Source organism: Microbacterium sp. F01, assembly GCF_056156365.1.
This window is the reverse complement of sequence record NZ_CM149592.1, coordinates 3446567-3469356: the sequence shown is the minus strand read 5'-3', so window position 1 is coordinate 3469356 and position 22790 is coordinate 3446567. Positions and strand designations below refer to the sequence as shown.

Below are 22790 nucleotides of genomic sequence, written 5' to 3'. Positions count from 1 at the left end.
GTCGCGCGCATATACGCCAAGTCACCGGAATAGCAATGTGTCATTGACGATAGTGTGTGAGGCACAGTATGGTGTGAGACATGAGCGAATCCGAGATCCTCGAGACGCACCTGCAGGAGCTGCGGCGTGGCACGGTCGTGCTCGCGTGCCTGCGGCTGCTCGAGACGCCGGGGTACGGGTACGGGCTGCTCGAGGAGCTGGGGCAGCGCGGCTTCCCCGCCGACGCGAACACGCTGTACCCGCTGCTGCGGCGCCTGGAGAAGCAGGGCCATCTCACGAGCGAGTGGAACACCGACGAGTCCCGTCCGCGCAAGTTCTACCGCACCAGCGACGCCGGCCTCCGCCTGGCCGGCGCCCTCACCGACGACTTCCGCGCGATCGCCGTCGCGATCGACGCCCTCCCTGATTCAACGATCAGCACTGAGGAGAACTGACATGACCGCCACCGCCACCCTCACCGACCGCTACGTCGACGCCGCGATGCGCACCGTGCCCGAGGCGCAGCGCGCCGACCTTGCCGCCGAGCTGCGCGCGTCCATCGATGATCAGGTCGAGGCCCGCGTCGAGCAGGGCGAGCAGCAGGGCGACGCCGAACGCGCCGTGCTCACCGAGCTCGGCGACCCCGACAAGCTCGCCGCGGGGTACACGGACCGCCCGCTGTGGCTCGTGGGGCCGCGCTACTTCCTCGACTGGTGGCGGCTGCTGAAGCTCCTGCTCTACATCGTCCCCGCGTGCGCCGCGTTCGGCGTCTCGCTCGCGATGGTGATCGACGGCGCCTCGTTCGGCGAGATCATCGGCGCGCTCGTGCCGCTGCTGCTCTCGGTGGTCGTGCACCTCGCGTTCTGGACCACGCTCATCTTCGTCATCCTCGAGCGCACCGGCAACGAGGCAATGCGCGGCGAGCCGTGGACGCCCGATCAGCTCCCCGAGCCGCGGCAAAAGGGCGTCGGGCTCGGCGACATGATCACGTCGCTGGCATTCCTCGGGATCATGGCCGGGGTCGTGCTCTGGGATCTGTTCGTCGGCTTCGTCCCGACCGAGCCGGGGCTCTCGTTCCTCGACCCGGGCCTCTGGCCGTGGTGGATCCTCGCGCTGTTCCTCGTGATGGCCCTCGAAGCCGTGCTCGCGATCGTCGTCTACGCGATCGGGCGCTGGACCATCGGTCTGGCGACGGCCAACGGCATCCTGAACTTCGTCATCGCCGTGCCGGCGCTGTGGCTGCTGTTCGAGGGCCGGCTCATCAACCCCGCGTACTTCCCGACGATCATCCCCGACAGCGGCGACGAGGTGGGCCAGATCCTCTCGATCATCGTCGGCTTCGTGATCGCGGGCGTCGCGATCTGGGACACGGTGGATGCCTCGCTCAAGGCGGCGCGTGCGCGCCGGCGCTCGTCACCCGTCCTCGGCTGAGGAGCTCAGCCGAGATGCGGACCGAACCCCCCGGGTGCGATCCGCATCTCGGCGCATTCCCTCGATCGAGGCCGACCCCCTCGGGCCGGCCGTACGCTTTCCCCATGCCCCTCCTCGACACTCCCGTGCGCCTCGGCGTGCAGCTGCAGCCCCAGCACGCCCCCTACTCCGCCTTCCGCGACGCGGTGCTCCGCCTCGAGGAGATGGGCGTCGACATCCTCTTCAACTGGGACCACTTCTTCCCGCTGACGGGCGACTCCGAGGGGCTCCACTTCGAGTCGTGGACCATGCTCGCCGCGTGGGCCGAGCAGACCGAGCGCGTCGAGTTCGGCGCCCTGGTGAACTGCAACAGCTACCGCAACCCCGATCTGCAGGCCGACATGGCCCGCACCATCGACCACATCTCGGCGAAGGACGGCGTCGGCCGCTTCATCTTCGCCACCGGCTCGGGCTGGTTCGCCCGTGACTACGAGGAGTACGGGTACGACTTCGGCACCGCCGGCTCGCGCCTCGATGACCTCGCTGCCGGCCTCGAGCGGATCGAGGCGCGCTGGCAGAAGCTCACCCCGGCGCCCACGCGCGAGATCCCCGTCATGATCGGCGGCGCGGGTGAGCAGAAGACCCTGCGCCTGGTCGCCCGTCACGCCGACATCTGGCACAGCTACGTGCGCGCGACCGACCTGCCCCACAAGCTCGAGGTCATCGAGCGCTGGTCCGAGCGCGAACAGCGCGACACCTCGAACCTCGTCATCTCGAACGAGCTGCACCGCCGCGACGAGGCCCACGCCGACGGCCTCTACGACGCCGGCGTGCGCCTGTTCACCCTCGGTTTCCAGGGCCCCGACTGGGACTACGACCTCATCCGCTCGTGGCTCGCCTGGCGCGACGCCAAGAACGCCTGACCCCTCTTGCTGACGGATGCTGCGGCCCGGCGCACCGCGCCGGGCCGCAGCATCCGTCATCCCGTCTCTTGGAAGCGCGACAGGGCAGAGATCCGCATCGTCACGGGCGGGAACAGCAGGGCGACGCGGGACTAAAATCGCGGAGGTGACCGCAGCACCGCCCGCACCCCGGTTCAGCCTCGACATCGACGGGGTTGCGAGACCCGAGCGCTCGCAGCAGCTGCTCGACGGCGTGCGCGAGCGGGTCGTGATCGCCGACGGCGCGATGGGCACGATGCTGCAGCGGTACGACCTGTCGATCGACGGCGACTTCCAGGGCCTCGAGGGCTGCAACGAGATCCTCAACGTCTCGCGTCCGGATGTCGTGGGGGAGATCCACGACGCCTACCTCGCGGTCGGCGTCGACGCCGTCGAGACGAACACGTTCGGCGCGAACTGGTCGAACCTCGACGACTACGGCATCGTCGACCGTATCGCCGAGCTCGCCGAGAAGGGCGCCCGTATCGCGCGCGACCGGGTCGAGGCCGCGGAGGCCGCCGACGGCCGCGTGCGGTGGGTGCTCGGCTCGATGGGGCCGGGCACGAAGCTCCCGAGCCTCGGGCACACGACCTACGACAACCTCAAGCAGACGTTCGCGCTGCAGGCCGAGGGCCTCATCGACGGCGGGGCCGACGCGTTCCTCGTCGAGACGAGCCAGGATCTCCTCCAGACCAAGGCTGCCATCAACGGCTGCCGTCAGGCGATCGTGAGCCGCGGCATCCGTCTGCCGATCTTCGTCGAGGTGACCGTCGAGACCACCGGCACCATGCTCATGGGCTCCGAGATCGGCGCGGCGCTCACGGCCATCGAGCCGCTCGGCGTCGACGCCATCGGCCTCAACTGCGCCACCGGCCCGACCGAGATGAGCGAGCACCTGCGGCACCTCTCGAAGCACGCGACGGTGCCCATCGCCTGCATGCCGAACGCCGGGCTGCCCGTGCTCGGCGCGAACGGCGCGCATTACCCGCTCACCCCCGTCGAGCTCGCGACGGCGCACGAACAGTTCGTGCGCGAGTTCGGGCTGGGACTGGTGGGCGGATGCTGCGGCACCACGCCAGAGCACCTCGCCGCGGTGGTCGAGCGCCTGCGTCCCGTCGGCGGCGCCGCGGCGCGTCGTCCGGAGCTCGACGCGGGCGTCGCGTCGCTCTACCAGCACGTGTCGTTCCAGCAGGACGCGTCGTACCTCGCGATCGGCGAGCGCACCAACGCGAACGGCTCGAAGGCGTTCCGGGAGGCGATGCTCGAGGAGCGCTGGGACGACTGCGTCGAGATCGCCCGCGACCAGATCCGCGTGGGCGCGCACCTGCTCGACGTGTGCACCGACTACGTGGGCCGCGACGGCGCCGCAGACATGCGCGAGGTCGTCTCGCGCCTCGCCAGTGCGTCGACGCTGCCGCTCGTCGTCGACTCGACCGAGCCCGCGGTCATCGCGGCGGGGCTCGAGCTGATCGGCGGCCGTCCGGTCGTGAACTCGGTCAACTACGAGGACGGCGACGGTCCGACCTCGCGGTTCGGACGCATCATGCCCCTCGTGAAGGAACACGGCACCGCAGTCGTCGCCCTCACGATCGACGAGCACGGCCAGGCGCGCACGACCGAGGGCAAGGTGCAGATCGCCACGCGGCTGATCGATGAGCTGGTCGGCGAGTGGGGCATGCGCGTCAACGACATCATCGTCGACGCGCTCACCTTCCCGATCGCCACCGGTCAGGAGGAGACCCGCCGCGACGCCATCGAGACGATCGAGGCGATCCGGCAGATCACCGCGAAGTACCCGGGCATCAACACCACGCTGGGTGTCTCGAACGTGTCGTTCGGTCTCAACCCGGCCGCGCGCAGCGTGCTGAACTCCGCGTTCCTCCATGAGGCGGTGCAGGCGGGCCTCACGAGCGGCATCATCGACGCCGCGAAGATCGTGCCGCTCGCCTCGATCTCGGAGGAGCAGCGCAAGGTCGCCCTCGACCTGGTGTGGGACCGCCGCGAGTACGACGCCGACGGCAATGTCACCTACGACCCGCTGGCGCGGATGCTGGACCTCTTCGCCGGCGTCGACACCGCGGCCCTGCGCAACCAGCGCGCGGCCGAGCTCGCCGCGCTGCCGGTGGGCGAGCGGCTCGAGCGCCGCATCATCGACGGCGAGGGCAAGGGCCTCGAGGCCGACCTCGACCTCGCTCGCGAGGGCGGCCTGTCGCCGCTCGCGATCATCAACGACCACCTGCTCGAGGGCATGAAGATCGTCGGCGAGCGGTTCGGCGCCGGCGAGATGCAGCTGCCGTTCGTGCTGCAGTCGGCCGAGGTCATGAAGAACGCGGTCGCCCTGCTCGAACCGCACATGGAGAAGTCGGATGCCTCGGGCAAGGGCCGCATCGTGCTCGCGACCGTCCGCGGCGACGTGCACGACATCGGCAAGAATCTCGTCGACATCATCCTGACCAACAACGGGTACGACGTCATCAACCTCGGGATCAAGCAGCCGATCGCCGACATCATCGCGGCGGCCGAGGAGCACGACGCCGATGTCATCGGCATGTCGGGCCTGCTGGTGAAGTCGACAGTCGTGATGAAGGAGAACCTCGAGGAGCTCACCTCGCGCGGCCTCGGCAAGAAGTGGCCGGTGATCCTCGGCGGTGCGGCGCTCACGCGCGCCTACGTCGAGGACGACCTCGCCTCGCTGTTCGACGGCGAGGTGCGCTACGCCCGCGACGCGTTCGAGGGACTCGCACTCATGGAGCCGCTCGTGAAGATCGCGCGCGGCGCCGATCCGGCGTCGGTCGGGCTGCCCGCGCTGAAGAAGCGCCGCCACGCGGCCGGTTCCAAGCTCACGCTCACCGAACCCGAGGCGATGCCCGCGCGTTCGGATGTCGCATCCGACAATCCCGTTCCCGCCCCGCCGTTCTGGGGCACCCGCATCGTGCGCGGCCTCGCGCTGCACGACTACGCGGCGTTCCTCGACGAGCGCGCGACCTTCATGGGCCAGTGGGGTCTCAAACCCGGCCGCGGCGAGGACGGCGCCACGTACGAGCAGCTCGTCGAGGCCGAGGGCAGGCCGCGGCTGCGCTACTGGCTCGACCGCATCCTGGGCGAGGGCATGCTCGACGCCTCGGTCGCTTACGGGTTCTTCCCTGTCGTGTCGGAGGGCAACGACGTCGTGGTGCTGCACCACGGCGACGACCCCTCTGGCGCTCTCGGGTCCGCGGGGCTGCTCGCCCCCGACGGCGGCTCGGGCGGCACGCTCGGCAGCGACCGCCTGCGGTTCCACTTCCCGCGCCAGCGCCGCGACCGGCACCTGTGCCTCGCCGACTTCGTGCGCTCGCGCGAGTCGGGGCAGGTCGATGTGCTCCCGGTGCAGCTCGTGACGGCGGGCGCGAACATCGACTCGGTCACGGCGAAGCTGTTCGCCGAGGACAAGTACCGCGACTACTACGAGCTCAACGGTCTCGTGATGCAGCTGACCGAGGCGCTCGCCGAGTACTGGCACGCACGGATCCGCTCCGAGCTCGGCTTCTCGCACGAGGACCCGACCGACACCGCCGGCCTCTTCAAGCTCGAGTACCGCGGCGCCCGCTTCTCGCTCGGCTACCCCGCGTGCCCCGACATGGAGGACCGTCGCAAGGTCGTCGAGCTCCTCCGCCCCGAGCGCATGGGCGTCGAGCTCAGCGAGGAGCTGCAGCTGCACCCCGAGCAGTCCACCGACGCGTTCGTCTTCCACCACCCCGAGGCGAAGTACTTCTCCGTCTGACGGATGCTGCGGGCCGCGGCATCCGTGCATCTATGCAGTGAAGCCCACCCCGTGCTCGGCGGCGGCATCGGCGAGACGCTTGTCGCGCGTCCAGAGACGCGCGCCCGCCGTGATGATGACGGATGCGAGCAGATGCACGTCGACAGCGCTGAGCCCGCGCCCCCAGAGCGGGGTCGAGTCGACCAGATGCAGGACCTCGGCGTGGGTCGCGGAAGACAATCGGCGCAGGCTCTCAAGGGACTCGACCACGTGGTCGCGTCGGGAGAGTGAGCCGAGCGCGAGCTCTTCGATGACCAGGCTGTGCGACGCGACGAGGTCCAGCTCGAGCAGTGCGACGAGGCGGGCGTCGGGCCGATGGAGGTGGTCGATCCAGATCGACGTGTCGACGAGCACCGTCATCGCGGCAGGCGTGGCGCTCCCGCTCACGCGACGCGGTTGCGTGACGGGGCCGCTGCGGCTGGATCTGTGCCGCCGAGGGCGGCGAGGCGGCGCGCGCTTTCGAGTCTGACGAGGGCCTCGAGGCCCGACCTCAGCAGCGTCGTACGGTCGAGGATGCCCGTCAACTCGGACGCACGGGCGAGGAGCTCGTCGTCGAGTGTCACCGTCGTGCGCATCATGCCGCCTGCATCACTTCTCGCATCATTTGATGCACTCTGAGATTCTAGGCGCGAACCGCATCCGCGTCGAGGGGCTGCAAGGAAGCACCATGGGTCGCCGACGCTGCGAGCGGCTTGGTGCGGCGCAGCGCGGCGAGGATCGGGCGGCCGACGACGACCAGTCCGATGACGGTGGTGATCGCGCGGAGGGTGTCCCAGCTGAGGGTCGAGGTGACGAGCGAGTACAGCAGGAAACTCGAGAGGTTCACGTCGAGCGGCGCGCTGCCGTCGTACGAGATGCCGGTGCCGTAGCCGACGGCGAACGGCCAGAACCACAGGTTCATCAGCAGGCCGAACGCGTACGAAGCGACGACGCCGTACACGCTGAGCATCGCGATCTCGCCCAGGCGGGACACCCGCCGGGGGAGGAGCCCGGCGATCGCGCCGACCCACGCGCACGCGAACATCTGGAACGGCGTCCACGGTCCGAACGTGCCCGTGATGAGGGTGGAGAGGGCGATCGTCGCCATGCCGAGGAGCATCCCGAACCGCGCGCCGTAGGCGCGGCCGGCGAGGATCAGCAGGATGAACACCGCCTCGACGCCGCCGACGCCCGTGCCCGCGATGCGGACGGCGGCGCCGATCGCGGCGAGCGTCCCGAGGAGGGCGAGCATGTGCGCCGACCGCACGCTCCCGTCGAGTGTCGCGACCACGACGAGCGCGGCGAGCGGCACGAGCGCGAGCGCCGCGATCGGCACCGCCGCGTACGCCTGCTCCGGCACCGCCGTCGCGACGAGCGGCCAGCAGAACGCCCCGAGCGCGACGAGGTTCGCGGCGGCGAGCGCGAGGAGGGCGGCACGGCCTCGGAGGCGCGGCCCGCGTGCGGAGGGGACGGATGCTGCGTCCCCGGCCCGGATCGCGTGCCACGACTCCGCCGGGCTCAGCGAGCGACCTCCAGCCGTCACGACACGGGGTTCATCCGCTTGGCGGGCAACCGCGAAGTTCCGGGCCGTCGGGCCACCGGTCGTGCGCTCGGCGCCGTGCGCACGTGCGGGGTCGCCCATGTCAGGCGGAGTTGTGACCCGCTCGGTGAGGACGCCCGCGCGCATCGCGAGCTCGCGGTCCGCCCGGGCGGTGAAGTCGGGCTCGTGCGACGCCGCCAGCACCGCGGTGCCGGACGCGGCGAGCGATGTCAGCGCCGCCCAGACCATGTCGCGGGCCTCGGGGTCGAGGCCTCGCGTGGGCTCGTCCACCATGAGCACGCCCGGGGAACCCGCGAGCTGGATCGCCAGCGCGAGGCAGCGCCGTTCGCCCGCCGAGAGGTCGCGCGGGTGCCGTGCCAGCCGCGCCGCGAAGGCCGGACCGTCGGGGTCGAGACCCAGGAACCCCGCGAACATCGCGGCAGTCCCCGCGGCCGCACCCGAGTCGCGGCGGGCGGCCCGGCGGTCGGCCCGACGGCACTCGGCGGCGACGGTGTCGGAGACGAAGAGGTCGTCCGAGGCGTCGGGCACCAGCGCCACACGTCCGGCCGACTCGATCTCCATCCCGCGCGCCGGAAGAGCGAGCGCCGCGAGGAGGCTCGACTTGCCGGCGCCGTTGGGTCCGCCGAGCGCGACGATCTCGCCGGCCCGCAGCCGGACGTCCGCCCCGGCCACGGCGACAGTGTCGTGGTGGCGCACCGTGATTCCGCGAGCGCGCAGCACGACATCCCGCGGTTCGGGGCGCGTCCCGCACGTTCGGGGCGCACGCGGCGCGCCCCCAGCGTCCGTGGTGCGCCCCGAACCCGAGAGAGACTCCACGGCGGCGACCACCCCGTCGTCGATCCGCAGCACCGTGTCGGCGATCCCCGCGAGCGCGTCGACGCGGTGCTCGGCGACCACGACGCACATCCCGGCCTCGTGTGCCAAGGCATCGAGCAGCCCGGCGATCCGGATGCGCGCGTCGGCGTCGAGGTCGGCGAGCGGCTCGTCGATGAGCAGCAGGATCGGATGCTCGACGATCGCGGCCGCGATCGCCACCAGGGTCGCCTCGCCCGCCGAGAGCCCGCGCGTCGGGCGATCGAGCAGCGCCGTCACCCCGACGCGGTCGGCGATCTCGGCGACGCGCGCGGCGGTGATCACGGGCGCGACGCCGCGCAGCTCCAGCGACAGCCCGATCTCGTCGCGCACGCGCTCGGTGGCGAACGCCTCACGCGGGTGCTGCAGAACCACGCCCACGCGCTGCGCGAGGTCGCGCGGAGGCACGGCCGCGCGGTCGTGCCCGACGACCCGCAGCGACCCGGAGATCCAGCCGCCGTCGGTGTGCGTGTGCAACCCCGAGACGGCACGCAGCAGTGTGGACTTGCCCGATCCTGTCGGCCCCGACACGAGCGTGAGCGTGCCCGCCTCGAGCACGAACGAGGCCGGCAGACGGATGCCGCGTCCCGCAGCCCCGTCACCCGCAGCCCCGTCTGCTGCACCGCGGTCGCCGAACCCGACTCCCACGCCCTCCACCTCTACCGGCGCGAGGCAGTCCCCGTCGAGCCCGCGTCCCGCGAAGCCGCGCAGCTCGAGCGCCGCGGCGACGGCACCGGCGCGCTCGAGCGTGCGCTCCAGGAGGGGCAGCAGCATCCGTGCCCCGCCGCGCTCGCCGCGGAGTCGCTGCGCGAACCGCACCGCTCGGGCGCCGTCGGCCAGGGAGGGGAGGGTCGCCGCCGCGATCGCGAGCGCACGTGCGATGCCCCGCAAGGGTCCCCGTCGCGACGCCCGCGCGAACGCTCGATGCAGGTCGACGACGGCGTTGACGACCCCGAAGGCGAGGATCGCGAGCGCGATCGGCAGGGCGCTGGCCGCAGCATCCCACAGTCCGTCGACCGTGACGGGGCCCAGCAGCACCACATGCGCGAACGGTGACGGCAGTCGCACCGCCGGAAGATCCAGCAGGACGAAGCCGTCGCCGTCGGCGCCGTGGAAGAGGATGCGGTAGACGACCCGGGCCGCCACGAACCCTGCGGCGAGGATCGCCGCGGCTCGCAGGGGACCGGGTCGGAAGGTCATGTCAGGTCGTCGGCGCTGCCGGCTCTCCGTTCAGGGTGAAGAGCAGCTCGAGCGATTCGCCGGGCTCGAGCTGGAGGGTCGACAGTCCTTCCTCGGCGTAGCCCCACTCGCCGCCGGCGGGCTTGATCCACAGCGACCAGTAGGCGAAGGCGGCGGGCATCGACTCGCAGGTCTCGAAGTACTCCGAGCCGTCGTCCGCGGTGATCGCCTGGTCTTCGGCCGGGACGCCGTTGACACGGCACACGACCTGGTCGCCGTACTCCTCCGTGCCCTCCGTCTCGACGCCGACCAGCGTCAGCGCATCGGCGGCGGCGAGCGTTTCGTCGGTGTCGATGCACCACGCCTTGCTGTCCTCCTCGAGGGCCGACGCGTCGACGGCCACCGTGATGCCGGCGTCGTCCGCGCACGCCTCGTCGAGAACCTGCACGGCCTGCGTCTCGGAGGCCGTGGGCGATGCCTCAGGCGCCCCGGACGAGCAGGCGGCGAGGGCGAACAGCAGGGCAGCGGATGCCGCGGCAGCCGCCACGGTGCGAAGAGTCGAAGTCACCGATCCAGGCTAGGCCCCGGTCCGGGGTGTCCGGTTGCACATGACGCCCACGCGGAGCCCACCGTAGGCTGGCCGGGTGAACGTTTCGGAACTCTTCGACGACAGCGAGTGGCAGCAGGCCCCCGGCCGGCCCGAAGGTGGCTACACCGACATCACCGCCCACGTCTCGAAGGACGGCCGCATCGCGCGCATCGCGTTCGACCGGCCGGAGGTGCGCAACGCCTTCCGCCCGCACACCGTCGACGAGCTCTACCGCGCCCTCGACATCGCCCGCCAGGATCCGCGCGTCGGCGTCGTGCTGCTCACGGGCAACGGACCGAGCCCGAAGGACGGCGGATGGGCGTTCTGCTCAGGCGGCGATCAGCGCATCCGCGGGCGTGACGGTTACAAGTACTCCGAGGACGAGACCGCCGTCCCGGCCGAGGCGCAGGCCCGCGCGGGCCGGCTGCACATCCTCGAGGTGCAGCGGCTCATCCGGTTCATGCCGAAGGTCGTGATCGCCGTGATCCCCGGCTGGGCCGCGGGTGGCGGCCACTCCCTCCATGTGGTGTGCGATCTGTCGATCGCTTCCGCCGAGCACGGCCGGTTCAAGCAGACGGACGCCGACGTGGGCTCGTTCGACGCCGGCTACGGCTCCGCATACTTCGCCCGGCAGATCGGGCAGAAGTTCGCCCGCGAGGTGTTCTTCCTCGCCGAGGAGTACTCGGCCCAGCGCGCGTACGAGATGGGCGCGGTCAACCGCGTCGTGCCGCACGCCGACCTCGAGCGCGAGGCCGTGGCGGTGGCCCGCACGATCCTCACCAAGTCGCCGACCGCGATCCGCATGCTGAAGTTCGCCTTCAACGCCGTCGACGACGGCATGGTCGGGCAGCAGGTCTTCGCCGGGGAGGCCACGCGCCTGGCCTACGGCACCGACGAGGCGGTCGAGGGCCGCGACTCGTTCCTCGAGAAGCGCGACCCCGACTGGTCGCCCTACCCCTGGCACTTCTGATGCGCACCGACTCCTCCACGTCCCGTGCTCTGGGCCTGGGAGCGCGGCGAAACCGCCTGGGCCGGCCGGTTCTGGAGGAGTTGATGCCCGCATGAAGCTCGTACCCGTCGTCGGCGACGATCCCCGCGAGATCCTGCGGGGGCTCCGCGGCGCGCTCCACGGCGCCGGACCCGCGCTCGGGCTCGGGCTCGTCAGCGGGCTGCCCGGCGAGGTGCGGGCGGGCACCGCGGTCGTCGTGACGACCTCGGGCTCCACCGGCGTCCCGAAGAGCGTCGTGCTCAGCCGCGACGCGCTCACCGCGAGCGCGATGTCGACGGCCGACCGCATCGGCGACGGCGCGTGGCTGCTGGCGCTGCCCGCGAGCTACGTCGCGGGCCTGCAGGTGCTCGTGCGCTCGCTCGTCCAGGGTCGCGAGCCCGCGATCCTGGCGGGGGCGTTCACCCCGCAGGCGTTCACGGCCGCCGCGCTCACGATGGTGTCGACCGAGGGTGGGCAGCGCGTGCCCAGCTACACGTCGCTCGTTCCGGCGCAACTGTCGAAGCTCCTCGACGCGGCCGAGCACGACCCGTCGGTGCTCGCCGCGCTCCGCTCGTTCGAGACGATCCTCGTCGGCGGCCAGGCGCTCCCCGCCGCGACGCTCGAGCGCGCCGAGGCGGCGGGGGCGCGGATCGTTCGCACCTACGGCTCCACCGAGACCAGCGGCGGGTGCGTCTACGACGGCGTGGCCCTCGGCAACGTGCGGCTGCGCATCGAGCGCGGCGAGGTGCAGGTCTCCGGCCCGATCCTGGCCGACGGCTACCTCGGTGACGAGGAGCGGACGGATGCTGCGTTCCTCCGCGAACGCGACGGCTCGCGGTGGTACCGCACGGGCGACGCGGGGCTCCTCGAGGACGGGGTTCTTCGCGTGCGCGGCCGCCTCGACAACGTCATCGTGTCGGGCGGCATCAACGTCTCGCTCGACCGCGTCGAGCGGATCGTCAGGGGGATCCCCGGCCTCGCACTGGCCGTCGTCGTCGGAGTTCCGCACGAGCGGTGGGGCGAGGCATCCGTCGTCGTCGCCTCCCGGGGTGAGGCGCTGCGCCGGAGCGAAGCAGTCCAGCTCGAAGAGGCGCGCGCCGCCGTGCAGGCCGAGATCGGCCCCCACGCCCGCCCGGCCCGGCTCGTTCTGGTCGACGAGCTCGCGACGCTGCCGTCGGGCAAACCCGACCGCGAGGCGATCCGCCGCGCGGTGATGTCGCTGCACTGACACGCTCGAGTCGGCCCCCGCTGTCGTTTCCTGCGCCCGACGCGACGACGACAGCCGACTGCGGCGGCCGATCAGCCCGGCGGGTACGGGCCGGTGTCGACGACGCAGAAGCGGTTGCCCTCGGTGTCTTCGAGGACGACCCAGTCGGCGTCGTCGGGGTAGTCGTGCCAGTCGACCTCGCGCGCGCCGAGGCCGAGGAGACGCTGGACCTCGGCCGCTTGATCTTCGGCGTACAGGTCGAGGTGGATGCGCGGCGGGTAGTGCTGCGGGTAGCCCGTGACGGACAGCGCGAGGCTCGCGCCGGGCGCGGACCAGTCGGCCTTCCCCGGCGGATCGAGGATCACCCAGTCGTCGCCCGGTTCGCTGCGGTTCACGTACCCGAGGGCGGCGCGCCAGAAGTCGCCGGCGCGACCGATGTCTTCCACGGTGAGGACAGTGGATCCGATGCTCAGCATGCGCCCATCCTCGCCCGCGGCGCCGACATGCGTCAGGGGGGTTGACCGATGCGCGTGGCTCATCGACGCGGCCCCTATGATGTGCATTCGTGGCAGGAACCCCCAGCAAGAAGCGCACCAACGGCGCACGCAAGAAGCAGCAGTCGCGCGGAAACCCGCAGAAGGCGCATGTCTCGCGCGACCCCGCGCACGTCGAGAAGCCCACGGCGCGCGACTGGATCGGAGCCGCGCGGCTGCGCACGCTGCCGCTGGCGATCACGCCGATCCTCGTCGGCACGGGCGCCGCGATCCTCGTGGTCGACGTCTTCCACTGGGTGATCGCACTGTTCTGCCTCATCGTGTCGGTGTCGCTGCAGATCGGCGTCAACTACGCCAACGACTACAGCGACGGCATCCGCGGCACCGACGATCACCGCGTCGGCCCCGCCCGCCTCACCGCCGGCCGCAAGGTGAAGCCGCGCACCGTGCTGATCGTCGCGCTGGCGTTCTTCGCGATCGCGGCGCTCGCGGGCCTCGCGATCACGATCCGCACGCAGCAGTGGTGGCTCATCGCCGTCGGCGCCGTGTGCATCATCGCGGCGTGGTTCTACACCGGCGGCAAGCGCCCGTACGGCTACTACGGTCTCGGCGAGCTCTTCGTCTTCGTGTTCTTCGGCCTCGTCGCGACGCTCGGCACCACGTGGGTGCAGGCGTTCGCCCTCCCGCAGGAGGCCTGGTTCGGCGCCGTCGGGGTCGGCCTCATCGCGTGCGCGGTGCTGCTCGCCAACAACCTGCGTGACATCGACCAGGACCGCGCCGCGCACAAGCGGACGCTCACCGTGCTCATCGGCCGCACCGCGACGCGCTGGCTGTTCACGGTGTTCGTGTTGATCGCGTTCGCCATCGCCGCGTTCCTCGCGTGGATCGGGTACCCGATCGCGTGGCTGACGCTGCTGGCGCTGCTGGCCGGCGCGCCCGCGATCCTCATCGTGTGGACGTACCGCGACCCCCGCGAACTCGTCGTCGCCCTGGGCCTCACATCACTGACGTCGGTCGCCTACGGCGCCTTCCTGATGTGGGCCTTCATCGGCTGACGGATGCTGCGCCCCTGAGTCAGGCGCGGGAGTCCGGCGCGTCGCCGTCGGGCGTCGCCGGGGCGGCGGCGTCGGCCGCGGCATCCTCCGCATCCTCATCGCTCGCGGCGGCGCGAGCCTGGGCGCGGCGCTCCGCGAGGCCCGAGGTGACGTCGTCGAGGGGCTTGCGCAGGAACAGCACGGAGAGGCTGAGCCCGATGAGGGCGGCGAAGATGGCGGCGAGCCAGTAGTACTCGCGCATGATCGGGAACAGCATCAGGATGCCGAACGGCACGAGGAACGCCAGCAGCCGCAGCACCGAGTAGACGATGGCAGAGCGCGCTTTCACCCATCCATCCTACGTTCTGTGCCGAGGGCGGCTTCGGCGACGGTTGCGTCACGGAGCGCCCGCGACCACCCACTTGCGGCCCCGCCCGCCTAGGATGGGAAGATGCCTCGGGTGCTGCTGATTCTGGCCCTGGTGGCGACCGCGTTCTGGGTCTTCACCATCGTCGATTGCGCGGTCCAGCCCCCGACCCGCCACCGCGGCGTGAGCAAGCCCGTCTGGATCCTCATCGTCGTCCTGCTGCCCGTCCTCGGCGGTCTTCTCTGGCTCATCGTCGGCCGCGGGCGTGCGTCGTCCGTCGCCTCGCGCCGTGCCCCCGACGACGACCCCGAGTTCCTCGGCCGCATCGGCACGATCAGCGACCAGGACGAGCGCATCCGCCGCCTCGAGGAGGAGCTCGCGCAGCTCGACGCCGAGGGCGAAGACCCGCGGTACAACCCGCCGGCCGGGCCCGCGGCATCCGACGACACCACCGCACCCGGCAGCGCCGCCGCCGCGGGCGGCACCGCGACGCCGGGCACCCCGCCGCAGCCGAAGCCGCCGACCCGCCCCGCCGACGGCGACGACGACGCCCGCGGCCAGCGTGGGGTCATCGGCTGACGTGACCGACTCGGACAGCGCCGGGGGCGCGCTCGATCCCGCGCCCGCGACCGACGCCGCCGCGGCGCTGCTGTGCCGCCTCGTCGAGCTGGGCGTGCGCCACGTCGTGCTGAGCCCGGGCTCGCGCTCGCAGGCGCTCGCCCTGGTCGCCGCTGAACTCGAGCGGCGCGGCACCATCCGCCTCCACGTGCGCATCGACGAGCGCGTCGCGGGCTTCACCGCCCTCGGGATCGGGCGGGAGACACGGATGCCGGCGGCCGTCGTCTGCACGTCGGGCACCGCGGTCGCGAACCTGCTGCCTGCCGCGCTCGAGGCCCACCACGCCGGCGTGCCCCTGCTGCTGCTCACCGCCGACCGCCCGCCGGAGCTGCGCGGCGTCGGAGCGAACCAGACGACGCGCCAGCCGGGGATGTTCGCGCCCACCGTGCGGCTCGAGGCCGACGTGCCGGTGCCCGAGTGCATCGACCCCGACGGCACCCACGAGCAGAGCGCGATGCTGCGCCTGCTCGCCGAGGACGCCGTCGCCGCCGCGCTGGGCGCGGGCACGCGGTCGCCGGGACCGGTGCACCTGAACCTGCCGTACCGCGAGCCGCTGTCGGGGACCCTCCCCGCGTGGATGGGCGTTCCCGCCGCCGAGCTCGAGACCGCGGTCGTCGACGACCCCGACGGGCCCCCTGTGGTGGTCGACGCCGAGGACGAGGCATCCGGTGCGCTCTATCAGGGCGGTGGCGGCATCGGCGAGGCCGACCTCCCGACCGAGCCGGAGGACGCACCGCTCGTGCTGGAGCGCGGTCCCCTCACCATCGTGCTCGCGGGAGCCGACGCCGGTCCCGACGCCGAGGAGCTCGCCCACGTAGGCAACTGGCCGCTCATCGCCGAGATCGTGAGCGGCGCGCGCTTCGGGCGACACCTCGTGCACGGGTACCGCGAGCTGCTGCACGACCCGCAGCTCGGCGGCCGTATCGAACGCATCGTCGTGCTGGGCCACCCGACCCTCAGCCGGGAGACCGCCGCGCTGCTCTCCGACCCCGACATCGAGGTCGTCGCGGTGCGGGGGCCGGGCGAGCCGCTCAATCTCAACGGCGCGACGATCGCGGCCGACAGCATCGCCGTCGCGACCGGCGACCCCGATCGCGAATGGCTCGGGCAGTGGCTGCAGGCGTCGCGCGCAGCATCCGTCGATCTCACCCCACCCGCTCCCGACGCCGACGGCCTCTCGTCGGCGGTGCCGGGGGAGCGGCTCGGCGCGATCGCGGCGGAGCTCGGCGTGATCCGCGCGCCCGTCGACCGTGCCGCGCTCGTCGACGCCGTGTGGCGCGCGACGTGGCCGCACGACCGCCTCGTGTTCGGGTCGTCGCGCCTTGTGCGCGTGGCCGACCAGGTGCTGCCGGGCAAGAAGGTGCCGGTGCATGCCAACCGCGGACTCGCCGGCATCGACGGCACCATCGCGACAGCGACCGGCATCGCCCTGGCGAGCCAGTCGGGCGGGGGTGCGGGCGTCACGCGCGTGATCCTCGGCGACCTGGCACTGCTCCACGACGCGGGTGCGATGCTTCTGCCGCCGCAGGAGGACGAGCCGCGCATCCAGCTCATCGTCGGCAACGACGGCGGCGGCACGATCTTCGACGGGCTCGAGGTGGCCGCCGTCGCTGGCGCCGAGGTGATGGACCGGGTGCTCCTCACCCCGCACACCGTGCGCCTCGAGCAGCTCGCGCTCGCGTTCGGCTGGGAGTACCGCCGCATCACGACGCGCGCGGCCCTCGACCAGGCGCTCACATCGCCGGTCGGCGGGCGGCAGCTCATCGAGGTTCCGCTCGAGCGCTGAGCCCGCGGCATCCGCCATGATGTCTCCATGACAGCCTCGAGTCAGAAGCACTGGATCGGCGACGTCGCCGATCTGCTCTGCGTCCGCAGCGGATTCCTCCTCTCCCATGTCGACCCCCGCTCGACTCCGGGCTACGAGAAGGACAAGGTGCACGCGGCGGAGGATCTGAAGACGGGCGCCGCCCAGCTGGACGAGTATCAGGAGCGCTTGTTCGCGCAGAGCCGCGTGGATGCGACGGATGCTGCGGTGCTGCTGGTGCTGCAGGCCATGGACTCCGCGGGCAAGGGTGGGATCATCCGCCATGTGGTCGGATCGGTGGACCCGCAGGGGGTCGTGCTGGCGGCCTTCAAGAAGCCGACTCCCGAGGAGCTCGAGCACGACTTCCTGTGGCGGGTGGAGCAGCGCCTGCCGGCGCCCGGGCTCATCGGGGTCTTCGACCGGTCGCACTACGAGGACGTGCTGATCGGCCGCGTGCGGCAGCTGGCGCCCGTCGAGGAGATCGAACGCCGCTACGGCGCCATCAACGAGTTCGAGAAGCGTGTGGCGGAGTCCGGCACGCGCATCGTCAAGGTCATGCTGCACATCTCGCCAGAGGAGCAGAAGGGCCGCCTGATGGAGCGGCTCGACCGCCCCGACAAGCACTGGAAGTACAACCCCGGCGACGTCGACGAGCGCGAGCTGTGGCCCTCGTACATGGACGCCTACCAGACGGTGTTCGAGCGGACGTCGACCGAGCATGCGCCGTGGCACGTCGTCCCCGCGGATCGCAAGTGGTACGCGCGCCTCGCGGTGCAGCACCTGCTGCTGGAGGCACTGGAGGACATCGACCCGCACTGGCCTGCGGCGACCTTCGATGTCGACGCCGAGAAGAAGCGCCTCGCCGCGAGCTGGTAGTCCCGCGCCACTGACTGCAGCAGTCGCGATGTGGGAGGACAGTCCTCACGCACGCAAAGTAGTTGATGCTTGCGAGTACTTGACGTGATACAGTACTCGACATGACAAAGGACGACGCGTTCGCAGCCGACCTGCTGCGCGGCCACACCGACACGATCGTGCTCGGTGTGCTGCGGCGCGGCGACGCCTACGGCTTCGAGATCTACAAGGCCATCCGCGATGCGACCGGCGGCGATCACGAGATCAAAGAGGCGACGCTGTACGCCACGTACCGCCGCCTCGAGAAGGACGGGCTCGTCGAGTCGTACTGGGGCGACGAATCCCAGGGAGGCCGCCGCAAGTACTACCGCATCACCGACGCCGGCCGCGCGGTCTTCCGCAGCAACGTCGCGGCCTGGACCGCGACCCGGCGCATCATCGACGCACTGCTCGACGTGAAGGAGAGCCAGCAATGAACACCGACATCCATCGCCTCCTCGACGAGGCGTTCCAGGGCATCGAGATGACGCCCGACGCCCAGGACCTGAAGGAGGAGGTGCGCGCCAACCTCGTCGCCCGCACCGACGAGCTCGAGGCGGCGGGCGTGGCGCCGACCGAGGCCGCCCAGCGTGCGATCGCCGAACTCGGCGACGTACGTGCCCTTCTCGACGAGACGACGGATGCTGCGCCCCGCCCGCACGCGGACGGCTATGCCGCCCTGCAGCAGCGCCACCGCGTGCGTCCGAAGCCCGGTTTCGTCGTGCGAGCAGTGGTGTGGTCGATCGCGGCGGTGACAGGCATCACGCTCGGGATCCTCGGGGCGGCAGGGGTGTGGCCGATCCCACTCGGCGCCCAGATCGGCGCCTTCGGCTTCGCAGCCACCGCTCTCGGTCTCCTCGTGGGCGACTCGCTCTCGCAGGAGACGACCACCAACCATCCGATGCCGCAGAACCGCGCTGCCGGTTACTTCCTCGCCACGATACTCGGCGCTTTCGGGCTCGGCTTCGTCGCGCTCGTCGCCTTCGGTTCGATGCCGGTGTGGGGCGTGGTGTTCGCCGCGCTCGGGATCATCGCGTCGATCATCCTGTTCGCGTTCCTCGGGGCGAGTCAGACGAATCGCCACAAGGCCTGGACACGTCAGGCCCACACGAGTGAGCCGCCGCACCGGTTCGAGCGCGAGCCCGAGACCGCCGCGCGCTTCGGCATCTACAGCGCCGTCATCTGGCTGGTGACGTTCGCCGTCATCGCGGTGCTGGTCTTCACCGTCGGCTGGTGGTGGGCGCCGGTCGCCTTCGTCGGCGGGTTCGCGGTCATGATGCTGGTTCTCGCACGGATGCTCTTCAGCCCCGAGAAGAAGTCCTGAAACGTCGGGCGGCGCCCCGTGCCGCCCGACCCCTCAACAACCCATTCGCAGGAAGGGATGCTTCGCCATGCCTGAAAACCCCATCGCCGGCGATCGCGCGATCGTCGCCACCGATCTCGTCAAGGTCTATCCGGGGCGCGGCAGGAAGCCCGCGGTCCGAGCTCTCGACGGCCTCGGGTTCTCCGTGCCCGCCGGCCGCGTCTTCGGCCTCCTCGGCCCGAACGGCGCCGGCAAGTCCACCACGACCAAGATCCTCACGACGCTGTCGCGCCCGACGAGCGGCACGGCCGTCGTCGCGGGGCACGATGTCGCGACCGACCCGGCGTCGGTCCGCGCCGCCATCGGCTACGTGTCCCAGGGGGCGAGCACGGATCCGCTCCTCACCGCCCGCGAGAACCTCGAGATCGCCGCGCGACTGCGCGGAGTCGCACCGGGCGAGGCCCGGCACCGCACGGCGCGTCTGCTCGACGACTTCGGGCTGGCCGAGGCATCCCGTCGTCCTGTCGGGACGTTCTCCGGCGGCATGCGCCGGCGTCTCGACGTCGCTGCGGCGCTCGTGCACCGGCCGCGCGTGCTGTTCCTGGACGAGCCCACCACCGGGCTCGACCCCGAGGCGCGCGCCGCGATGTGGGCCGAGATCCGGCGGCTGTCGGGCGAAGAGGCGCTCACGGTGGTGCTGACGACCCACTACATGGAGGAGGCCGACCGCCTCGCCGACGAGCTGCTCCTCGTCAACCGGGGTCGCGCGGTCGTGCAGGGCACGCCCGACGAGCTCAAGGCGGCGCTGCACGGCGACTCGCTGCGGGTGTCGCTCGTCGAGCCCGACGCTGCCGCGGTGCGCGCGGCGATCGGCCGCGTTCCGGGTCTGCGCGACGTCGTGATCGAGGCCTCCGGTGTCGACGGCGTCCTCGCCGCCCGCACCGATGACGCCTCGGCCGCGGTCGGCGCGGTGATCGGAGCGCTGGATGCCGCGGGCATCCGCTTCGGCCAGGTCGCGGCATCCCATCCCACCCTCGACGACGTGTATCTGCACTTCGTCGGCCACATCTTCGGCGACGCGGCAGCGCCTGCCGTCACGGAAGGGGTCGCAGCATGACGACTGTCGCCCTCACCGGCACCGCACCACGCGCGGGCTGGTTCACGCAGGCCGGCCAGGTGCTGCGTCGCTGGCTGATCGCGACCCTGCGCCAGGTGTGGGGACCGGTCATGTCGTTGATCCAGCCGGTCATCTGGATCGTGCTGTTCGGGCAGGTCTTCCAGTCGCTCGGAGCCCTGCCGCAGTTCGGCGGCGCCGGCTACATCGACTACCTCGTGCCCGGCATCCTCATGATGACGGTCCTGTACTCGGGCGCGTGGGCGGGGACCGGATGCATCGACGACATCCACTCCGGCGTCATGGATCAGTACCTGACCTCTCCGATATCGCGCTCGGCGATCATCACGGGGCAACTGACGCAGCAGCTGATCATCAACGTCGCCCAGTCGCTCGTCGTGCTCGGTATCGGCTGGCTCGCCGGGGCGCGGTACCCCGGCGGCGTCGGCGGCATGCTCGCCGCGCTCGGCGTCGCGACGCTGCTCGCGACGATCTTCTGCTGCGCCTCGACGGCGGTGGCCCTGATCTCGCGCAGTCAGATCGCGCTGATCAGCTTGTCGCAGCTCATCGTGCTGCCGGCGACATTCCTGTCGACCACGATGATGCCGGCCGACCTGATGCCCGAATGGGTGCAGGACGTCTCGCGCTGGAACCCGATGACCTGGGCCGTCGAGCTCGGCCGCGGCGGGCTGACGGGCGACTATCCCGCGAGCGGGTGGTGGCAGCTCGGCGGCCTCACCGTGCTGGCGGGACTGGCTTTCGCCTGGGCGGTGCGGTCGATCCGCGCCTACCAGCGCTCGGTGTGACGGCCTCCGCACCGTCGGCCACTCCCTCCAGAGCCCAATGAACTTCCGGCTCACACATGACACCCTCTTGAGGTGTCGTGTGAGCCGGAACTTCATCGGCGTGCGTGGGGGGTCGTGTGAGCCGGAAGTTCATCGGGCACTTTGGAGAACGTCTGCCGGCGGCGCCGCGGGCACGACCTCAGGCGAGGGCGTCGACGATGGGGCGGAACTTGACCCGCGTCTCGAGCAGCTCCTTGTCGGGGTTGCTCTGCGCGACGATCCCGGCGCCCGCGTGGGCGACGACCGGGATCGTCGCGCTGTACGTCGCGACGTTGCGCGGTGGTGGCCCGCCGATCTGCGCGCAGCGCAGGGCGATGGCCCACTCGCCGTTGCCGTCGCCGTCGACCCACCCCACCGGGCCGGCGTAGCGGCCGCGGTCGAACGGCTCGAGCCGGCGGATCAGGTCGAGCGCAGCCTCCGTGGGGGTCCCTGCCACCGCCGCCGTGGGGTGCAGTGCCGCAACGAGGTCGAGGGCCGACGCGTGGTCGGCGAGGTCGCCCGCGACGTCGGTCGCGAGATGCCACAGGTTCGGGAGCTTCAGCGTGAACGGCTCAGGGTCGGCGCGCAGGTGGCTGACGTGCGGGCCCAGCGTCGCGAGCACGCTCTGCACGGCGTACCGGTGCTCGTCGAGGTCCTTCGTGCTGTGCGCGAGGGCGGTGGATGCCTCGGTGTCGTCGTGTGCGTCGGTGCCGCGCGGGATCGTCCCGGCGAGCACCCGCGCGGTCACGACGCCCCGCGAGGCGGTGACCAGCGTCTCGGGACTCGCGCCGATGAGTCCGTCGACCGCGAAGGTCCAGGTGTCGGGGTAGTCGTCGGCGAGGGCGCGGACGAGGCGGCGCAGGTCGGCGCCGGCGGGGATGGTGCCGACGAGGTCGCGCGCCAGCACGACCTTCTCCAGCTCGCCGCGCACGATCGCGTCGACCGCCTCGCGCACCGCGGCCTGGTACCCGGCGGGGTTGAGCGTGCCCGGGCCGAGCGTCGCCGACCAGTACGGGCCGTACGGCTGGGGCTCGATGGCCGCGTCGGGGCGTGAGACGTAGGTCTGTCGGATGCGCGTGACCCACGACCGGCCGCGGTGCCGTCCGATCACCGCTTGCGGGACGATGAGGCGGCTCGTGCCCGACGATCGCTCGTCGAACACGAGGGTGCCGAAGGCGACGAGGCCGGTGCCGGGCAGGCCCACGGGGTCGTCGATCTCCGCCGTCGCTGCGAGGTGTCGCCACTGATCGGCCGGCGACGGCAGCGTCGCCGGGTCGATCCCGGAGGCGCTGCGCGGTCCGCGCTCGTAGCCGCCCACCGAGCCGATGCCGACGATGCCGTCGCCGCGGCGCAGCCAGGCGAGAGGCTCGTCGGGAGAGGCGTAGGCGAGGAGGTCGTCGACGTGCTCGATCTCGCGAGTCTCGACCACCAGCTCAGGCGGGCGGTGCGAAGATGTCACGACTCCAGCCTAGACTCGCCCATCCGGCGTGGACGCCGGTCGCGGCCGCCCTTGTGCCCGCCGCGGCGCGGGGTGAGGATGGCCGCGTGAGCGCGCGCTACCTGATCACTGTCGACCCAGATGCCGACCAGGGCGCGGTCGAGGCGGGTCTCCGCGACGCCGGGGCCGAGTCGGTCGCGCCGCCCGCACCCGAGCTGCCCGGCGTGTTCATCGCCACGGTCGACGACTCAGTCGCCGACTATGCCGACCGCGCGCAGGCGGTGGACGGGGTGAGGGTCGCCGAGCCCGACGCCTGGGTGGGCTTCGGGGGAGAAGCCGACGCGGACTCCCGGGACATCGGTCTCATGCCCGTCGAAGAACCCGCCGAGGGCTCGCCCGCCGAAGACGGGCTCTGA

22 protein-coding genes are annotated in these 22790 nt (G+C 71.6%); 15 read left to right on the top strand and 7 right to left on the bottom strand.

Going from position 1 to position 22790, the window contains the following annotated elements; genetic code table 11:
• Nucleotides 1–80: 80 nt before the first annotated feature.
• From ACVN90_RS15975 to metH, 4 genes are all read left to right on the top strand, one after another.
• Complete coding sequence (locus ACVN90_RS15975; protein ID WP_475099190.1) at nt 81–434, top strand: PadR family transcriptional regulator; 354 nt, start codon at nt 81–83, stop codon at nt 432–434.
• Between the two features lies 1 nt (nt 435).
• On the top strand, nt 436–1410 hold the full coding sequence (locus tag ACVN90_RS15970) for a permease prefix domain 1-containing protein (protein ID WP_475099189.1): 975 nt from the start codon (nt 436–438) through the stop codon (nt 1408–1410).
• Between the two features lie 104 nt (nt 1411–1514).
• Nucleotides 1515–2312 carry an LLM class F420-dependent oxidoreductase gene (locus ACVN90_RS15965; protein ID WP_475099188.1) on the top strand — a complete coding sequence of 266 codons (798 nt, stop codon included), beginning with the start codon at nt 1515–1517 and terminating at the stop codon, nt 2310–2312.
• Between the two features lie 145 nt (nt 2313–2457).
• Complete coding sequence (gene metH / locus ACVN90_RS15960) at nt 2458–6090, top strand: methionine synthase (RefSeq protein WP_475099187.1); 3633 nt, start codon at nt 2458–2460, stop codon at nt 6088–6090.
• Between the two features lie 30 nt (nt 6091–6120).
• Here the strand turns inward: metH and ACVN90_RS15955 are convergent, their stop codons facing one another.
• From ACVN90_RS15955 to ACVN90_RS15940, 4 genes are read right to left on the bottom strand one after another with little or no spacing between them, the layout of a single operon-like run.
• On the bottom strand, nt 6121–6516 hold the full coding sequence (locus ACVN90_RS15955) for a type II toxin-antitoxin system VapC family toxin (protein ID WP_475099186.1): 396 nt from the start codon (nt 6514–6516) through the stop codon (nt 6121–6123).
• On the bottom strand, nt 6513–6707 hold the full coding sequence (locus tag ACVN90_RS15950) for a type II toxin-antitoxin system VapB family antitoxin (RefSeq protein WP_475099185.1): 195 nt from the start codon (nt 6705–6707) through the stop codon (nt 6513–6515). The genes ACVN90_RS15955 and ACVN90_RS15950 overlap by 4 nt, the downstream gene beginning before the upstream one ends.
• Before the next feature lie 44 nt (nt 6708–6751).
• Complete coding sequence (locus tag ACVN90_RS15945; protein ID WP_475099184.1) at nt 6752–9721, bottom strand: ATP-binding cassette domain-containing protein; 2970 nt, start codon at nt 9719–9721, stop codon at nt 6752–6754.
• A gap of 1 nt (nt 9722) precedes the next feature.
• Nucleotides 9723–10268 carry a hypothetical protein gene (locus ACVN90_RS15940; protein ID WP_475099183.1) on the bottom strand — a complete coding sequence of 182 codons (546 nt, stop codon included), beginning with the start codon at nt 10266–10268 and terminating at the stop codon, nt 9723–9725.
• A gap of 76 nt (nt 10269–10344) precedes the next feature.
• Between ACVN90_RS15940 and ACVN90_RS15935 the strand changes: the two genes are divergently transcribed.
• Nucleotides 10345–11259, top strand: coding sequence for a 1,4-dihydroxy-2-naphthoyl-CoA synthase (locus tag ACVN90_RS15935; protein WP_475099182.1), 915 nt, complete (start codon nt 10345–10347; stop codon nt 11257–11259).
• A gap of 91 nt (nt 11260–11350) precedes the next feature.
• A complete protein-coding gene (locus ACVN90_RS15930; protein WP_475099181.1) occupies nt 11351–12505 on the top strand; it encodes an AMP-binding protein in 1155 nt (384 codons plus the stop codon).
• A gap of 71 nt (nt 12506–12576) precedes the next feature.
• Here the strand turns inward: ACVN90_RS15930 and ACVN90_RS15925 are convergent, their stop codons facing one another.
• A complete protein-coding gene (locus tag ACVN90_RS15925; protein ID WP_475099180.1) occupies nt 12577–12960 on the bottom strand; it encodes a VOC family protein in 384 nt (127 codons plus the stop codon).
• Nucleotides 12961–13049: 89 nt separating this feature from the next.
• On the opposite strand from ACVN90_RS15925, the gene ACVN90_RS15920 reads away from it, so the two are divergent.
• Nucleotides 13050–14033 (top strand): 1,4-dihydroxy-2-naphthoate polyprenyltransferase, encoded by a 984-nt coding sequence (locus tag ACVN90_RS15920; RefSeq protein WP_475099179.1) that lies wholly within the window; start codon nt 13050–13052, stop codon nt 14031–14033.
• A 19-nt stretch (nt 14034–14052) separates the two neighbouring features.
• Here the strand turns inward: ACVN90_RS15920 and ACVN90_RS15915 are convergent, their stop codons facing one another.
• A complete protein-coding gene (locus ACVN90_RS15915; RefSeq protein ID WP_475099178.1) occupies nt 14053–14361 on the bottom strand; it encodes a DUF4229 domain-containing protein in 309 nt (102 codons plus the stop codon).
• A gap of 102 nt (nt 14362–14463) precedes the next feature.
• On the opposite strand from ACVN90_RS15915, the gene ACVN90_RS15910 reads away from it, so the two are divergent.
• The 7 genes from ACVN90_RS15910 (at nt 14464) to ACVN90_RS15880 (ending at nt 20918) form a co-directional block, all read left to right on the top strand.
• Nucleotides 14464–14958, top strand: coding sequence for a PLDc N-terminal domain-containing protein (locus tag ACVN90_RS15910; protein ID WP_475099177.1), 495 nt, complete (start codon nt 14464–14466; stop codon nt 14956–14958).
• Between the two features lies 1 nt (nt 14959).
• Nucleotides 14960–16783: a 2-succinyl-5-enolpyruvyl-6-hydroxy-3-cyclohexene-1-carboxylic-acid synthase gene (gene menD / locus ACVN90_RS15905; RefSeq protein WP_475099176.1), complete on the top strand. Its 1824-nt coding sequence runs from the start codon at nt 14960–14962 to the stop codon at nt 16781–16783.
• A 27-nt stretch (nt 16784–16810) separates the two neighbouring features.
• Complete coding sequence (locus ACVN90_RS15900) at nt 16811–17677, top strand: polyphosphate kinase 2 family protein (protein WP_475099175.1); 867 nt, start codon at nt 16811–16813, stop codon at nt 17675–17677.
• 101 nt (nt 17678–17778) lie between these two features.
• Nucleotides 17779–18132 carry a PadR family transcriptional regulator gene (locus ACVN90_RS15895; RefSeq protein ID WP_475099174.1) on the top strand — a complete coding sequence of 118 codons (354 nt, stop codon included), beginning with the start codon at nt 17779–17781 and terminating at the stop codon, nt 18130–18132.
• Entirely contained in the window at nt 18129–19019 is an 891-nt protein-coding gene (locus ACVN90_RS15890) for a permease prefix domain 1-containing protein (RefSeq protein ID WP_475099173.1), read from the top strand. Before ACVN90_RS15895 ends, ACVN90_RS15890 begins: the two co-directional genes overlap by 4 nt.
• A gap of 67 nt (nt 19020–19086) precedes the next feature.
• Nucleotides 19087–20115, top strand: a complete 1029-nt coding sequence (locus ACVN90_RS15885) for an ABC transporter ATP-binding protein (protein WP_475099172.1) — start codon at nt 19087–19089, stop codon at nt 20113–20115.
• Complete coding sequence (locus ACVN90_RS15880) at nt 20112–20918, top strand: ABC transporter permease (protein WP_475099171.1); 807 nt, start codon at nt 20112–20114, stop codon at nt 20916–20918. Before ACVN90_RS15885 ends, ACVN90_RS15880 begins: the two co-directional genes overlap by 4 nt.
• 178 nt (nt 20919–21096) lie before the next feature.
• Here the strand turns inward: ACVN90_RS15880 and ACVN90_RS15875 are convergent, their stop codons facing one another.
• Complete coding sequence (locus ACVN90_RS15875) at nt 21097–22395, bottom strand: isochorismate synthase (protein ID WP_475099170.1); 1299 nt, start codon at nt 22393–22395, stop codon at nt 21097–21099.
• A gap of 86 nt (nt 22396–22481) precedes the next feature.
• Here ACVN90_RS15875 and ACVN90_RS15870 point away from each other — a divergent pair, with 86 nt between their 5' ends.
• On the top strand, nt 22482–22790 hold the full coding sequence (locus ACVN90_RS15870; RefSeq protein WP_475099169.1) for a hypothetical protein: 309 nt from the start codon (nt 22482–22484) through the stop codon (nt 22788–22790).

Bases quoted from the DNA above. Each gene is read 5' to 3' on its own strand.
- ACVN90_RS15975 (WP_475099190.1), top strand. From the start codon at position 81: ATGAGCGAATCCGAGATCCTCGAGACGCACCTGCAGGAGCTGCGGCGT.
- ACVN90_RS15970 (WP_475099189.1), top strand. From the start codon at position 436: ATGACCGCCACCGCCACCCTCACCGACCGCTACGTCGACGCCGCGATG.
- ACVN90_RS15965 (WP_475099188.1), top strand. From the start codon at position 1,515: ATGCCCCTCCTCGACACTCCCGTGCGCCTCGGCGTGCAGCTGCAGCCC.
- ACVN90_RS15950 (WP_475099185.1), bottom strand. From the start codon at position 6,707: ATGATGCGCACGACGGTGACACTCGACGACGAGCTCCTCGCCCGTGCG.
- ACVN90_RS15945 (WP_475099184.1), bottom strand. From the start codon at position 9,721: ATGACCTTCCGACCCGGTCCCCTGCGAGCCGCGGCGATCCTCGCCGCA.
- ACVN90_RS15930 (WP_475099181.1), top strand. From the start codon at position 11,351: ATGAAGCTCGTACCCGTCGTCGGCGACGATCCCCGCGAGATCCTGCGG.
- ACVN90_RS15925 (WP_475099180.1), bottom strand. From the start codon at position 12,960: ATGCTGAGCATCGGATCCACTGTCCTCACCGTGGAAGACATCGGTCGC.
- ACVN90_RS15910 (WP_475099177.1), top strand. From the start codon at position 14,464: ATGCCTCGGGTGCTGCTGATTCTGGCCCTGGTGGCGACCGCGTTCTGG.
- ACVN90_RS15900 (WP_475099175.1), top strand. From the start codon at position 16,811: ATGACAGCCTCGAGTCAGAAGCACTGGATCGGCGACGTCGCCGATCTG.
- ACVN90_RS15895 (WP_475099174.1), top strand. From the start codon at position 17,779: ATGACAAAGGACGACGCGTTCGCAGCCGACCTGCTGCGCGGCCACACC.
- ACVN90_RS15890 (WP_475099173.1), top strand. From the start codon at position 18,129: ATGAACACCGACATCCATCGCCTCCTCGACGAGGCGTTCCAGGGCATC.
- ACVN90_RS15885 (WP_475099172.1), top strand. From the start codon at position 19,087: ATGCCTGAAAACCCCATCGCCGGCGATCGCGCGATCGTCGCCACCGAT.
- ACVN90_RS15880 (WP_475099171.1), top strand. From the start codon at position 20,112: ATGACGACTGTCGCCCTCACCGGCACCGCACCACGCGCGGGCTGGTTC.